This window comes from Nocardioides sp. NPDC057772 (assembly GCF_042798075.1).
Lineage (GTDB): Bacteria > Actinomycetota > Actinomycetes > Propionibacteriales > Nocardioidaceae > Nocardioides.
The window spans coordinates 1-14379 of sequence record NZ_JBHVKN010000010.1 but is presented as its reverse complement, the minus strand read 5'-3'; the positions used below and the strand labels follow the sequence as shown (position 1 = coordinate 14379).

Sequence of the window (14379 nt, the reverse complement as noted above, 5' to 3'; positions counted from 1 at the left end):
TAGCTGGTTGTCTTTCTCGGCAGCGAGGATGGCGTCGCCTAGGAACTTTCCGGTGTCCTCGCTGACGCCGAGGAACCGTGAGCCGCCGCCGAGCAGCCCGGAGGCTAGGGCTCCTTGGATGGCGTCGGGGGCGCTGAGCCAGGTGAGGCGTGCTGCGATGGCCGTCGGGGTGAAGCCGTGGTCGGCGAGGGCGACGAGTACGGCGTTGAACATCGCGCCCTCCCCAGGGGTCGGTTCGCGGAGCGTGATGAGCCGGTACGCGAGTTCGCCGAACGACACTTTGCCGATGAGGTCTTCGGAAAGGTCTTGGCCCATGAGTGAGATCGTCTCGACTGTGCTGACGCCGAGAGAGGTCGGATAGGTGGAGTCGGTCATGCAGAGTGCCTTTCGTCGCGGGTGCGCATCTCCACAGACCGGGCGTGGTCATCGAGGAAGCGGCGGACCCATTCGCTGTCGCTATCGAGGGCTGGTGGAGCGAGGTCGTAGCGAACCGTGGAGTGCGACATCTTGATCGGGTTGCGCACGGTCGGGATGCCGTCGATCTCGACGACGGGTTCGAGGCCGAGGCGGTCGGCCAGCTCGACGCCGCCGCGGATGTCGTTGATCGGGCCGCAGGGGACGCCGGCGGCGCTGAGCTGGTCGAACCACTCCTGGGCCGACTTCGCGGAGAGCAGCTCGAGCAGCAGGGGGCGCAATTCCTCGCGGCGGTCGTTGCGGTTGCCGACGGTGGCGAACCGTTCGTCCTCGCCGAGGTCGGGTGCGCCGAGCTCGGCGACGAGCTTGCGGAACTGGCTGTCGTTGCCGGCGGCGATGATGAGCTCGCCGTCTCCGGTTGGCATGGGCTCGTAGGGGAAGAGGCTGAGGTGGGCGTTGCCCATCCGGTGCGGTACGAAGTCTCCGGCGACGTAGGCGGAGGTCTGGTTCACCAGCGACGACATCGCGCTGGAGAGCAGGTTGGTCTCCACGTGCTGGCCTTGGCCGGTGCTGTCGCGGTGGCGCAGCGCGGCGAGGATCCCGATCGCGGAGTGCAGGCCGGTCATGACGTCGAAGACCGAGATCCCGGCGCGGAAGGGTGGCCCGTCGGGGTCGCCGGTCAGGCTCATCAGCCCCGACATGGCCTGGACGAGGAGGTCGTAGCCGGGCAGGTGGCGGCCACCGGCGTCGCCGAACCCGCTGATGGAGCAGTAGACGCTGCCCGGGTTTCGTGCGGCGACGGAGTCGTAGTCGAGGCCGAAGCGTTCCAGGCCGCCGGGCTTGAAGTTCTGGATGAACACGTCGGCTCGGGCCGAGAGGTCGTGGGCGACGTGCAGGTCGTCCTCGTCCTTCAGGTCGAGCACGATGGAGCGCTTGTTGCGGTTGATAGCCAGGTAGTAGGTGCCGACCTCGTCGCGGGTCGGGGGAACCCAGTGGCGGGTGTCATCGCCAGAGGGTCCTTCGACTTTGATCACCTCGGCGCCGAGGTCCGCGAGCAGCATGGTGGCGTACGGCCCCGCCAGGACACGGGAGAAGTCGGCGATGACGATGCCGTGCAGCGGCCCGCGAGTGGCCGCTGTGGGCTGAGTCTGGGTGGTCTGGTTCATGGGATTCTCCGAGGTCACGTCGCGATGTCGGGGTAGGGCATAGAGAAGTGGCCGAGGCGTTCGGCGTACTCCTTTTGGAATCCCAGCGGTGGGTGGTCACGCTCGAAGAGCGCGATGAACAGCGTCAGGGTGAGGAATGGGTGGGCGCCGCGCTCGAAGAGCGTCACGTAGTCGTGGGTGGCCAGCGCTTCGCGTTCGATGTCGTCGAACTTCAGCCAGGTGCTGCGCTCCTCGCTGATGCAGTTGAGGATGCGGTTGGCTTCTTCAGCCTCCCACCACTCGACGGTTGCCCGCGGCTCGTTGCGGTATCGCTCGACGAGCTCGGGGTCGCGGTCGATGGTGAACAGGAACTTGTTCAGCAGGTACTTGCTCACGCCAGGCTCCCTTCGGGGTACCAGGTGAAGTAGGCCTCCATGGTGTGGAAGAGGTCGAGGGTGTCGACGTAGTCGGCCCTCACGTTCTCGCCGGCGACACCCATCATGAGCATGAAGTCCATGAAGCCGTGGGTGGCATTGCCTGGCAGGTGGAGGCTGTCCAGGCTCACCTGGGACAGGCAGCCGTCGAAGTCGCCGTTGGCGATCCAGTCCACGGCGCGGCGGTCGAACTCCGGGTCGGGGCCGTGGTCGCCGAATTGGCGGGGGCCGCCGAGCTCGAGGGAGAGGTGTCCGGTGCCGATGACGGCGACGCGGAGGTTCTCGGGCCAGGAGTCGATGATCTCGCGGATGGTCTGACCGAGCTGGATGAACCGCTTCGGCTGCGGCAGGGGCGGTGCGAAGATGTTGGTGTAGATCGGCACGATCGGCAGGTCGGCCTCGGGCCGCAGCGTGATGATGGGGCAGGTGATCGAGTGGTCGATGCGCAGCTCGTTGCTGAATGCCAGATCGAAACCTGAGTCCAGGCCCTTGCGCAGCAGGTGCGCCGAGAGGTCTTCTTGGCCGGCCAGCGTCATCTTCGGCAGCCCGAACTCGCGCTCCTCGTTGTACCAGTTGGCGTCGTAGAAGGGCGCCTTGCCGACGAGGAACTGGGGCATGTTGTCCAGCCACAGTTGGTGGAAGTGGTCGCTGCCGACCATGACCAGCACGTCGGGCTTGGCCTTGGTCAGGGTTTCGCGGAAGGACTCGATCTTGGACACCCATTCGTCAGCGAATGGGGGCCGGTCGACGCCGGTCGCGGTGCTGGCGCGGTAGTAGAACGGGTGGTGCGTCGATGCGATGACTGCACACACTGTCGCCATGGTGTTGTTCCGTTCCTGCCTGGTTCAGGCGGTCGTTTCGGTGGGCATTTCGTGCACGGATCCGGGTCAGCCTTCGACCAGTGGGGTGGCGAGCAGGCGGTCGCGGGACTCTTCGCCCTGGGCGCGGATGTGGTCGAGGTCGGGGTGGGTGAGGCGGCCGTTCCACTTGGCGGCCTTACCTGCGACCAGCACGGTCTCGATGTTCCCGGGGTGTCCGGCGCCGACGATGGACGCAGGGATGTCGGCGCTGGGTACGGTGGTGAACTCGTCGAGGCGGAACACGATGAGGTCGGCGTCCTTGCCGACCGTCAGGCTGCCGGTGCGGTCATCGAGGCCGGAGGCCTTCGCTCCGGCGATGGTGGCGAACTCCAGCAGATCGCGCGGCGTGAAGGAGGGCAGTTCGCCGTAGGTGTCGGGGTCGAAGGTGATTCCGAGTCCGTGGGAGCTCAGCGCGGCGCGCATGACGTTGAACATGTCGCCGGCGACCGTGGCTTCGGTATCGATGCTGAGGCTGGGGCGGATGCCGAACTTGAGCAGCCGGCCGGTGGCCGGGGCCCCGAGGCCGGGCAGTACAGCCTCGATCGCGGCTGAGACCGAGGCGTGGGCGCCGCTGTCGGCCAGCATCTTCAGTTCCTCGTCGTCGGAGGTGCAGCAGTGGATGAACAGCAGGTCATCGTCGAGCAGGCCAGCCTCGCCCAGGGAACCGATGCCGCGGAACTGCGGCCCCCAGGGGCCGTTGCCGACGTGCATGCTGGAGCGAATGCCGAGGTCACGTGCCAGCGCGATGTCCTTGGCGGTGACCTCGGTGGTGGACAGCTCGGGGCCGCGGAGCATGGCCTGGAGCGTGACCAGGGCGTTGTCGTCGGGAAGCAGTTCCTCGCGAACCCTGCGGATGTCGTCGGGATGGGTTGCCTCCCCGCGCAGCATCCACTTGTTCGAGTCGATCGAGGGCCAGCCGTAGGCGAAGACTCCGCGGATGCCGGAGGCCTGGAGGGCCGCGACCGCCTGATCTGAGTGCGCCGGGCTGTTTTGGATGTGGGACTCGTCGCGGAGCGTGGTGATGCCCGCATCGAGTGCGCCGAGCGCTCCGATGAGGTTCCCGACGTAGACGTCGTTGGGGGTGTACTCCGGACCCCAGGTCAGCTGGATGTACTGGCGGTAGGCAGCGAAGTCCCAGCCGATACCGGTCTGGCGTACTGCGCCCTGCCAGGTGTGACGGTGGGTGTCGATGAAGCCGGGAAGAACGGCTCGGTCGGTGCCGTCGATGACCGTGGCGTCATCGGCTTGGAGGTCGGTGCCGATCGCGGCGATCTTGCCGTCGACGATGTGAATGTCGCCGACGAGCTCGCCGAGCTCGGGGTCCTGGGTGAGCAGGTGGGCGCCCTTGATGAGGATGTCGCCGCTCGGGACAGGCTGCCTGGGTTCGGGCTGGTGGGTGGTGTTGTTCATGAGCGGTCTCCTGCGTGTGCGTTGTCGATCGTCGGGTCGAAGGGGGTGGCGCCGTGGCTCGAGTGATGGGTGTTGAGGTGGTCGGCAAACCAGTCCGCCACGACGGTGTGCTTCTCGTGGGAGTGGTTGTAGATGCAGTGGTCGCCGTCGGCCCACTCACGCCAGGTCTTGTCATCGCTGGCGGCGTGCTCGTAGAGCTGGCGGGCGTTCTCGACGAGGAAGACCTGGTCGGGAGTGCCGTGCAAGACCAGCAGCGGGCAGGTCAGGTGTGCGAGGTCTTCGCGCGTCAGGACGAATGCCTCCATGGCTGCGGTCGCGGCTTGAGGGTCGTCGATGCCGAGGAGCGGGCGAACCTTTGCGGTGAAGCGCGGGTAGCGGTCGAGGATCTCGGCCGGGCGGACTGTGCCGCCGTTGACGCAGCATGCCTTGATCCGGTTATCAGCGGTGGCGACTGCGGCGGCCAGGTAACCGCCCATGGAGTTGCCCCAGATCCCCACCTCGCCCACCCGGGGATCGTTGTCGAGATGGTCGATTACCGTGCTGAATGCCTTGGCGAATTCCTCGTCAAGGACAAGACCACCGAAGAGGCGGCTCTCACCCTGTCCGGGACCATCCAGCAACAGGGTGGCGATGCCGCGCTGCTGGAGGTAGGTCGCACCGACGTGGTACTCCTCCCGCCAGCCGTCGAAGCCGCCGAAGATGATCACGATGGGAGCAGGCCGAGACGGGTCGCGCTCGCCGGGTGGGAGGGCTAGCCAGCCACCGAGCTGGCCGCCGGCGTACGGGATGTGCAGGTGCTCGACGGGCGGGTCGGCCAGCTCGCCGGCCCGGCGATAGCACTTCATCATCTCGGTGAAGATCTCTCGCTTGCGCGAGCCATCCTCGAGCACGACCTGACCGACTCGATAGCAGCACGAGGCCGCCAACCACCATGACCGGGCCGTGGCCAGGTGCCCGGCGGCCATGGCTTCCTCAGCGCGGGCCACGTTGCGATCACCGAGGGCTTGCGCAGCGTCCTCCCAGGGAGTGCCTTCGTCGACCGCGGCGTAGAGCGCGATGACGTCTGCATAGTCCATGCCGTTGCCCGTCAGGCGCTGCAGCGGCATCGCTCGTTTGTGAGCTTCAGCGGCGGCCTTCCACACGGGTGTCGTCGCACCTGCGGCGTCCTGCGATCGCGTGCTCATCGGTGCTGGTTCCTCTCGACTCGTTCGTGGTGTTGCGTGCCCAGATGGATCAGGACGTCACCGCGGTGGCAGCAGGCACCGGGCTCCCGGAGAGAGCGGAACGGAAGTCGTCGATCAAGGTGTTGACGTCGCTGGCGTCGGACGCGGAGCCCCACAGGTAGAAGTCGGGGCGTGCGAGGACCGCGACACGACCGTGCTCGGCGAACCAGGTCGCGTAGGTGCCTTCCTCATCGTTGACGGTGGCAGCCTGGTCTTTGCCGACCGAGGCGATGGTGGCGCCGATGCTGTCGAGGAACTCGCAGTTGTCGGCCGACAGGTCATCGAGCACTGCCGAGTCGATGGCGATTAGCTGGAAGCCACGGCCCACGACGTCGTCGAAGAGGCCGACCTTGTCACCCTTGCTGACCTGTCCTTGGACTGCCGGAGCGCCGGCGAGCGGGTCACCGGTCCGGGAGAACGCTGTCGGGCCGGGAAGTGCCGGCCACGGCGGCATCAGGCTCGGGTCCTTCATTGCGGCCATCAGGAACTGGTCGCGCTGGGCTGCTGCCTCGGGGTCGGTGATGATGCAGGGCAGGCCGATCTCGCGAGACAGGTCGGTCCAGCCCTGCATGTTGGGCTTGCGGTCGCCTTCGTAGGAGTCGAGGACGCTCGCGTCAGCGAGACCGCGCAGCACCAGATCGAGGCGCCAGGACAGCGCAGAAGCGTCACGAAGACCGTTGCACATGCCCTCGCCGGCGAACGGCCACAGGATGTGAGCCGCGTCGCCGATCAGGAAGATTCGGTCGCGGCGCCACTCGTCGGTCATGGACTCGCGGAACTGGTAGACGGGGTGGCGGATGACCTCGACGTCCTCCGGCGTGACCCAGGGTTCGAGAAGCTCCCAGACACGGTCGAGGGTGAAGTCCTCCGGCTTCTCGTCAGGCAGAAGGGTGAACTCCCAGCGGCGGTGGGACTTGCCGAGCTGGAACAGGCAGCCCGGTCGCTCGGGGTCAGCGAACTGGCCGTTGTCGAACTCGAACTGCAGGTCCCGCTTCTGGACGGTGTCGATGACCAACTGCAGGGGGCCGAGGTTCCCTTCGGTGGTCTTGATGCCGAGCCGCTCGCGAACAAAGCTGTTCGCCCCGTCGGCGGCAACCGCGTAGGCGGCTCGGATCGTGTGCTCCGATCCGCTCTTGCGGTCGCGGTAGCGGACCACAACGCCATCGACGTCCTGGTCGATCTCGATGACCTCGTGGTTCATGTGAACCTCGACGTTGTCCAGTGCTCGCACCCGGTGGTCGAGCGCCAGCTCCAGATTGTTCTGGTAGAAGATCCAGTGACCGCGGAAGCCGTGCGGCCCGATCTGCGACCAGTCCAGACTCATCAGCAGGTCGCCGCCATGGGCTTTGTTGCGCATGTCGTAGAGCTCCCACGCCACCGCGTCCTCGCGGAACTCCTCACCGGCACCGACGCGCTGCAGTGTGCGCATGATCTCGTCGTCGACATGGCCGGCGCGCGAGAGGCCGTACAGCTGTGGGTGCCGCTCCAGCGCGATCACCCGGTGCCCGGCCTGCGCGAGCTGAAGACTCGCCATCTGGCCGCAGGGCCCGTATCCGATGACGACGACGTCGTACTGGTCCATGATGCAAACTCCTCGTTCTTCGGACAACCATCCGCTTGCCGGTCATCCAGGTCGATGCCTCAACAATCTGTGACGGTCGCCACTCCGGTCAAGGCACTCAGGTGCCCATGGTGAAGGAAGTGGAGTTTTGTCCGCAGAGCGGACAGCGCGCGTAGAATGGCCGACGACAATCCCGGGGCGGAGAAGGAGCAAGACATGGCACGGCGAGACAGCAACCCCAACTTCGTCGAGGCAGTCGCCCGAGGGCTGGACCTGATTCGCGCGTTCGACCCGGCGAATCCATCGATGTCGCTGACAGAGCTGGCGACCGCCGCAGGACTGGCCCGACCCACGGCATCCCGGATCCTCTACACCCTTGAGACCCTGGGCTATGTCCGCAGCACCGGCAGCGGCTTTGCCCTGACCCCTCGGGTCCTCGAACTGGGGATGAGCTACATCCAGCAAGCCGACATCTGGGACCTCACTCGCCCCCACCTGCAACGGCTCGTCAGCCAGACCCACGAGTCGAGCTCGGTTGCACAGCTCGACGGCTCCGACATCGTCTACGTCGCTCGTGTTGCTGTTCCAAAGCTCATCGCCCTCGTCGTGCGTATCGGCACGAAGTTCCCCGCCCCTGCCACCTCGTTGGGCAAGGTGTTGCTCGCCGGACTCCCCGAAGACGAGGTGTCCGCCGTGCTCGCAGAGCCAACCCGCTCAGGAATCGAATCTCGCTGGAAGCCCGATCTCCCCGAGCTCCTCGATGAGCTCCGCAGGGTCCGCGCCCAAGGTTGGGCCCTCACAGACGAACAGCTCGCACCGGGGATCCGGTCCGTGGCCGCGCCGATCAGGGATGGGTCGGGAAAGACCTGCGCGGCAGTCAACGTCACGGTTCACGCCGCGGAGACACCCACGGAGGTCCTGGTGGACGAGCACCTCCCGCGACTCTTGGCGACTGCTGCTGCCATCAGTTCCGACTGGGCCAAAATCAGCTCACTGCCGCTCCTAGAGGTCAAGCCATGAGGATGCCGGCACTTCCGCAAGATTCCCGGTTGGCGACCCGGTCTGAGACTCGTCACCGCACCGCCGAACTACACCGAATACTCTCAGAACCTCGTTACTCCGGAGCACGTCCCCCCAACACCATAATGAGCGTGAGCGTTATGTTCGCGCTTCATCTCTTGTTCGCCATGGGGAAGCGCACGGCGAAGCGGCCTCGGAGGAGCATGACCATGCTCGTGCGAACCTCTCCATCGGCGACAGTTCACTCGTGGCGTTCATCCCTCGCTTGATGAGTACCCAACTTGATCTCAACGTCGGACGACTGAAGCGGCTCGTCCGGGTGTCGATGAAGTGAGCGAGGGCCCGCGGGCCGGCCCCGAAGGTCGCCAAGACGCTTGAGAAGTTCGTCAACGAGTTCACCCTGGGCCCAATACCGGATGACCTCCGGGAGAATCGGCCTTGGATCGAAATGACGAGAGCCGCTGACCCTGGCGTCTCGCCTGATCAGCGGCTCTGTTCTGGCTCCCCGAGTTGGACTCGAACCAACAACCCTCCGGTTAACAGCCGAATGCTCTGCCAATTGAGCTATCGGGGAATGCTCCTTGCGGCGCGGTGAAACCTTAGCAACCCGGCGGCGACGATCGGAAATCGGGAGGCCCTCATTCGGCGACCAGATCGCGGAGGCCGCGACGGTGCTGCTCGAGGGCGGCGAGCTGGGCGAAAAGACGGTTGTAGGCCTCAGGGTCGGCGGCCGCGTCGGAGCGCTGCAGACGGCTCTTCACCTCGGCGATGCGGCGCTGGTCGAGGAGCTCGAGGAGGCGTACGACGTATTGCAGGACGTACGCCGAGTCGGGCTCCTTCGCCGACGGGATCGGCTCCACGGCGAGCTCGGCGAGGATGCGGTTGACGAGCGGGTCCGAGGCCGCTGCGGCGAGCTTCTGGGCCCAGCCGGCGTCGCCGGTGCCGGCACCGGGTCCGCCGAGGCCGGCGATGATCTCCCACAGCGCCCGGTAGAGGGGGTGGGTGAAGGCCTCGGGGGTGATCTCGCCGGTGGTGCGGCCCAAGGCGACGGGGTGCTGCACGAAGAGCTTCAGGGTCTCGCGTTCGACCGCGAAGCGGGGCTCGCGCGGGTGCGGCATGGGCGGGCGGCGGGGTGCTGAGGGCACCTCCCGAGAAGCGACCGCCTCACGCCGGGGCGGAGCGGCCGACGGCGCCGGGCGGCCGGGGGCGCGGCGTACCTCTCGGGCGGCCTCGTCCGGGTCGACACCGACGAACCGGGCCAGGTCGCGGGTGAAGCCCATCTTCTTGGACTCGTCACGCACGGAGGCGACCAGCGGCGCCGCTTCGCGCAAGGCGTCGATGCGGCCGTCGGCACGGTCGAGGTCGTACTTGGAGGCGATGTTGCGCAGCACGAACTCATAGAGCGGGACGCGGTTGGCGAGCAGCTCGCGGACCGCCTCGTCGCCCTTCTTGATCCGCAGGTCGTTGGGGTCGAGGCCGTCGGGCTCGACGGCGACGTAGGTCTGCGAGGTGAAGTTGCCGTCGCCCTTGAACGCCTTCAGCGCGGCAGCCTGGCCGGCGGCGTCACCGTCGAAGGTGAACACGACCGCGCCGCGCAGCTGCTGGTCGTCGGAGATGAACCGGCGCAGGACCTTGGCGTGGTCGTCACCGAAGGCGGTGCCACAGGTGGCGACCGCAGTGGTGACGCCGGCGAGGTGGCAGGCCATCACGTCGGTGTAGCCCTCCACGATGACCGCCTCTCGGGTGCGGGCCATCTCCTTGCGGGCGAGGTCGATGCCGTAGAGGACGTGGGACTTCTTGTAGATCGGCGTCTCGGAGGTGTTGAGGTATTTCGCCTCGATGCGGTCGTCGTCGAAGAGCCGGCGCGCGCCGAAGCCGATGACGTCGCCGCCCGACTCCCGGATCGGCCACATCAGCCGGCCGCGGAACCGGTCGTAGTGCGACCGGCCCTGCGCCACCAGGCCGGCGGTGACGACCTCCTCGTCGGAGAACCCGCGCGCACGCAGGTGACGGTAGAGGTCCTCTCCCCCGCGCGGCGAGAAGCCGACGCCGAAGTGCAGCGCGGCGTCGCGGTCGAAGCCCTTCTCGGCGAGGAACTGGCGTGCGACCACCGCGTCCGGGGTCAGCAGCTGCTCGGCGTAGAACTCGGCGGCGACCTTGTGGGCCTCGACCAGCTTGCCGCGGCCAGGACCCCGCCGGACCGGCGCCTCGTCGCCCTCCTCGCGCTGGACCTGCACGCCGACCTTGTCGCCGAGCCGCTCGACCGCCTCGAAGAAGCTGAGTCCGTCGAGCTTCATCACGAAGTCGATGACGTCGCCGCCCTCGCCGCAGCCGAAGCACTTGTAGAACCCGCGACTCGGGTTCACGTTGAAGGACGGCGACTTCTCGTCGTGGAACGGGCACAGGCCCTTGAAGGTGCCGGGGCCTGCACGGCGGAGCGTGACGTACTGGGAGACGATGTCGTCCAAGCGCGCCTTCTCGCGCACCTCCTGGATGCTCGTCTCCTTGATGCGGCCCGCCACGAGGTGAATCCTACGGGGCGGCGGCGATGGGCAGCGTACGCCTCGGTCCGAGGTCGGCGCGGTGGTCGGCCCACATCCGTTGGTCGTCGCGGACGCGCGCCACCTCCGCCGGGTCGATCGTGGCGACGACCATGCCCGCGGTGGCGTCGTCGAGGCGCTCGATCGGCCGGCCGAGCGGGTCGTAGACGGCCGAGCCGCCGATGAAGCCGAGCGACCCGCCGACAAGGCCGGCGAAGGCGACGTACATCGAGTTGTCCAGCGCCCGGGCGGCGTAGTGCAGGTCGCGACGGTGACCGCCGCCGGGGAAGTAGGCGCCGGTGTTGAGGTAGACGATCGCGCCGTCGGCGGCTGCCGCAGCGGCGTGCTCGGGGAAGTTGGCGTCGTAGCAGACCGACAGCGCCACCCGGACGCCGTCGATCTCGATCGTGGTGCCGTGCTCGCCGGGCTCGAAGCGCTCGCGCTCGGGTGGGTAGAGGTGCTGTTTGTCGTACGCCGCGACCGGCTCCTCCCCCGGTGCGATGATCAGGCTGGTGATCGCCCGTCGCCCGTCTCCGGCTCGGGCAAGGGGCGAGTTGAGCACGAGCACCGCGCCGGTCTCGTCCACCGCGGCCTGTGCCGGCGCGAGCCAGGTGGTGTCGTCGAGCGAGGGCAGCGGACCGTCGAAGGCCTCGAGGTCCCACGAGGTGGTGAACGTCTCCGGCAGCGCCACCAGCCGGGCCCCTCTCGCGGCCGCCTCGCGGACCCGCCCTGCCGCGGTCGCGACGTTGGCGATCAGGTCACCTGGTACGGCTGTGTCCTGGACGACTGCCACGTTAAGCACGGTGCCGACCCTATCTGGGGGGGATAGTCCAGGGAGTTTCCGTCGTTCTACTGGCCAGTAACCGACGGAAACTCCCTGGACTATCTCAATAGTCACCCGACATCACATTCGCCAGCGGCTCCCCGGCGGCGAACCGCTCGAGCTGCTCGCGGACGACCCGGTAGGCGCGCGGCCACATCGCGCTCGACGCGCCGCCGACGTGCGGTGTGATGAGCAGGTTGGGCGAGCTCCACAACGGGCTCTCGGCCGGGAGCGGCTCGGTCTCGGCGACGTCGATGGCCGCGTGGATGCGCTCGGTCGCGAGCTCGGCGACCAGGTCGTCGGTGACGACGACGCCTCCGCGGGCGACGTTGACGAGCAGCGCGCCGTCCTTGAGCCGTCCCAGGAACGCCCGGTCGACCAGACCCCGGGTCTCGTCGGTCAGCGGCGTGACCAGCACGACGACGTCGGCCTCGGGCAGCAGCGCGTCGAGCTCGTCGAAGCCGTGCACGCCGTCGCGGGCGGTCCGGGCGACCCGGACGACCTCGGTCTCGAACGGCAACAGCCGCGCCTCGATGGCTCGGCCGATCGCTCCGTAGCCCAGGATCAGGACCCGCTTGTCGGCCAGCGACGGGAACCAGCCCGGCCGCCAGGCGTGCTCGTCCTGATGACGTACGTGGCCGGGGATGCCCCGCAGTGAGGAGAGGATCAGGGTGAGGGCGAGCTCGGCGGTCGAGGTGTCGTGGATGCCCCGGCCGTTGCACAGCGTCACGCCCTCGGGGATGTGGCCGCGGGCGGCGTCGACGCCCGCGGTCAGCAGCTGCACCACCTGGAGCGACTTCATCTGGCTGACGACCTCGAAGATCCGCGAGCCCAGCATGTAGGGAGGAAGGTAGAAGGCCACCTCACCGACCGAGTCCGGCACCTCCACGTGGGAGCCGGCGAAGCGGGTGTGGTCGAAGAGCTCGTAGCGCAGTCCCTGGGGCACCTCGCCCAGCTCGGAGGGGTCGAAGGGCAGCCAGACGAGGGGATCGCTCACCCCGCGAGACTCTCATACCCCGGTGGGGGTGACCTCAATCACACTACGTCGCTAGGGTGACCGCCATGGATCCGCTGGCACCGGCACATCCCACCTGGGTGATGCTCCTGATCGCCGCAGTCGCGGTCGTCGTACTCCTCGTGCTGATCGCCAAGGTCAAGCTGCACGCCTTCATCTCGCTCGTGCTGGTCAGCGCGGTGACGGCGGTCGCCGCCGGGGTCCCGGTCGCCGACGTCCCGGCGGCGATGCTGACCGGCTTCAGTGCGACGCTCGGCTCGGTGGCGCTGCTGGTGGCGTTCGGGGTGATGCTGGGACGCCTGCTGGAGGTGACCGGCGGAGCACAGGTGCTGGCCGACACGCTCATCGGCGTGTTCGGCGAGAAGCGTGCGCCGCTCGCGCTCGGTGTCGCCGCACTCATCTTCGGGTTCCCGATCTTCTTCGACGCCGGCCTGGTCGTCTTCCTCCCCATCATCTTCGCGGTCGCGCGACGCTTCGGCGGCTCGATCCTCGTCTATGCCCTGCCCACGGCGGGCAGCTTCGCGGCGATGCACGCGGTCGTGCCGCCCCACCCCGGCCCGGTCGCCGCGGCCACCGAGCTCGGCGGCGACATCGGTCTGACCCTGCTGATCGGCGTACCGGTCGCCGTCCTGGCCTGGATCCCGGGCGCCTACCTCGTCGGCACCAGGCTGGGTGCCCGGTTCCACCCGGAGCCGGTCAACGTCTTCGCGATCGACGCCGAGGACGCCGAGAACGAGGCCGCGACCCCGTCCTTCGCCACCGTCGTCCTCCTCCTGGCCCTGCCCCTGGTCCTGATCGGCCTCAACACCGTCGTCACCACGCTGCAGGCAGCAGGGACCGTCAGCGAGGACGCCACCTGGGCCAGCGCACTCGTGCTCATCGGCCAGACCCCGGTCGCACTGCTCATCACCGTCCTGGTCGCGATCCTGGTGCTCGCCCCCGGACGCTTCCCGATCGGCCGTGCGAGCGAGATCCTCGACCAGGCGCTCGGCCCGATCTGTGCGATCATCCTGATCACCGGCGCCGGCGGGATGTTCGGCGGCGTGCTGCGCACCAGCGGCATCGGGGAGGCGCTGTCCACCTCCCTCTCGGACCTCGGCATGTCGCTCATCGTGCAGGCCTTCCTGATCGCGACGCTGCTGCGGGTCGCGCAGGGCTCCGCGACGGTCGCGCTGACCACCACCGCCGGCCTGATCTCCGCCCAGGTCGCCGCGGCCGGCCTCGGCAGCTTCGACATCGCCCTGCTCGTCTTCGCCATCGCCGCCGGCGCGACCGTCCTCTCCCATGTCAACGACTCCGGGTTCTGGCTGGTCAGCCGGTTCTTCGGGATGGACGTCATCACGACCCTCAAGACCTGGACGATCCTGGAGACCACCCTCGGCCTCTCGGTCTTCGTGATCGCCTCGGCGCTCTGGGTGGTCGTCCCCTAGGGCGTGTCCTGGCCCTGCACCCGGCTCTCCAGGGTCGCGAGCCCCGGACCGGCGAGCTCCGGGAGCGCGTCGGCACGCCCGCACACCGCCATCAGCAGCGCCTCGCCCGGCCCGGTGACCTCGGCACCGCTCCCGTGGGACCAGTCGACGTCGGTCGCCACGAGACGAAGACCCTGACCGTTCCGCTTCGCCGGCAGCGGCGGGGCGATCATTGCGAACCCGAGGACCGGAAGCAGCCGCTCGGCGGGCACCGTGCGCGGTTTTCCGAGCGCGCGACGGATGTCCTGGTGATGGATGAGGCCGTCGGTCAGCCCGATCCGGGCGTCCGCAACCGCAGTCGGCCCGGACGGCTTCGCATGCGCTCGCACATAGGCGACCAGCTCCTCGGGGCTCCTGGTCCCGAACTCCTCGAGCCGGCTCTGGTTCATCCGCCCGAACCGGAATCCCTGGCGCGCGAACCGGCCGATGAAGCCCGCCAGCCCGACCTCCTCGTAGCTGATCAGG

13 protein-coding genes and 1 tRNA gene are annotated in these 14379 nt (G+C 68.0%); 2 read left to right on the top strand and 12 right to left on the bottom strand.

Translation table 11 applies throughout. The features are described 5' to 3' along the window. The 7 genes from ACFVJS_RS03480 to ACFVJS_RS03450 all read right to left on the bottom strand — a co-directional run. The coding region (locus ACFVJS_RS03480) for a hypothetical protein (RefSeq protein ID WP_378877505.1) at positions 1-375 on the bottom strand (375 nt) is incomplete at its 3' end. After that, the gene (locus tag ACFVJS_RS03475; protein ID WP_378877503.1) at positions 372-1580 is read right to left on the bottom strand and encodes a CaiB/BaiF CoA transferase family protein; all 1209 of its coding nucleotides are present in this window, start codon (positions 1578-1580) and stop codon (positions 372-374) included. The genes ACFVJS_RS03480 and ACFVJS_RS03475, both read right to left, overlap by 4 nt. A 14-nt stretch (positions 1581-1594) precedes the next feature. Next, positions 1595-1954 carry a hypothetical protein gene (locus tag ACFVJS_RS03470; protein WP_378877501.1) on the bottom strand — a complete coding sequence of 120 codons (360 nt, stop codon included), beginning with the start codon at positions 1952-1954 and terminating at the stop codon, positions 1595-1597. Further along, positions 1951-2805 (bottom strand): hypothetical protein, encoded by an 855-nt coding sequence (locus ACFVJS_RS03465; protein ID WP_378877499.1) that lies wholly within the window; start codon positions 2803-2805, stop codon positions 1951-1953. The genes ACFVJS_RS03470 and ACFVJS_RS03465 overlap by 4 nt, the downstream gene beginning before the upstream one ends. A gap of 75 nt (positions 2806-2880) precedes the next feature. Further along, positions 2881-4263 carry an amidohydrolase family protein gene (locus ACFVJS_RS03460; RefSeq protein ID WP_378877497.1) on the bottom strand — a complete coding sequence of 461 codons (1383 nt, stop codon included), beginning with the start codon at positions 4261-4263 and terminating at the stop codon, positions 2881-2883. Then, positions 4260-5447, bottom strand: a complete 1188-nt coding sequence (locus ACFVJS_RS03455; RefSeq protein WP_378877495.1) for an alpha/beta hydrolase family protein — start codon at positions 5445-5447, stop codon at positions 4260-4262. The genes ACFVJS_RS03460 and ACFVJS_RS03455 overlap by 4 nt, the downstream gene beginning before the upstream one ends. Before the next feature lie 49 nt (positions 5448-5496). Then, positions 5497-7068: a bifunctional 3-(3-hydroxy-phenyl)propionate/3-hydroxycinnamic acid hydroxylase gene (locus ACFVJS_RS03450; protein WP_378877493.1), complete on the bottom strand. Its 1572-nt coding sequence runs from the start codon at positions 7066-7068 to the stop codon at positions 5497-5499. A 195-nt stretch (positions 7069-7263) separates the two neighbouring features. Here ACFVJS_RS03450 and ACFVJS_RS03445 point away from each other — a divergent pair, with 195 nt between their 5' ends. Then, positions 7264-8067: an IclR family transcriptional regulator C-terminal domain-containing protein gene (locus tag ACFVJS_RS03445; RefSeq protein WP_378877491.1), complete on the top strand. Its 804-nt coding sequence runs from the start codon at positions 7264-7266 to the stop codon at positions 8065-8067. 498 nt (positions 8068-8565) lie between these two features. Here ACFVJS_RS03445 and ACFVJS_RS03440 read toward each other — a convergent pair. The 4 genes from ACFVJS_RS03440 to ACFVJS_RS03425 all read right to left on the bottom strand — a co-directional run bounded on the left by ACFVJS_RS03440 (position 8566) and on the right by ACFVJS_RS03425 (position 12427). After that, positions 8566-8641, bottom strand: a tRNA-Asn gene (locus ACFVJS_RS03440). Between the two features lie 64 nt (positions 8642-8705). After that, positions 8706-10589, bottom strand: a complete 1884-nt coding sequence (gene dnaG / locus ACFVJS_RS03435; protein ID WP_378877489.1) for a DNA primase — start codon at positions 10587-10589, stop codon at positions 8706-8708. Between the two features lie 10 nt (positions 10590-10599). Further along, on the bottom strand, positions 10600-11409 hold the full coding sequence (locus ACFVJS_RS03430) for a carbon-nitrogen hydrolase family protein (RefSeq protein WP_378877487.1): 810 nt from the start codon (positions 11407-11409) through the stop codon (positions 10600-10602). 85 nt (positions 11410-11494) lie between these two features. Next, entirely contained in the window at positions 11495-12427 is a 933-nt protein-coding gene (locus tag ACFVJS_RS03425; protein WP_378877486.1) for a 2-hydroxyacid dehydrogenase, read from the bottom strand. 65 nt (positions 12428-12492) lie between these two features. Between ACFVJS_RS03425 and ACFVJS_RS03420 the strand changes: the two genes are divergently transcribed. Continuing rightward, entirely contained in the window at positions 12493-13875 is a 1383-nt protein-coding gene (locus ACFVJS_RS03420; RefSeq protein ID WP_378877484.1) for a GntP family permease, read from the top strand. On the opposite strand, the gene ACFVJS_RS03415 is transcribed toward ACFVJS_RS03420, so the two are convergent. Continuing rightward, on the bottom strand, positions 13872-14379 hold a 508-nt coding region (locus tag ACFVJS_RS03415), incomplete at its 5' end, for a maleylpyruvate isomerase family mycothiol-dependent enzyme (RefSeq protein ID WP_378877482.1). The two genes, ACFVJS_RS03420 and ACFVJS_RS03415, sit on opposite strands and share 4 nt — an antisense overlap.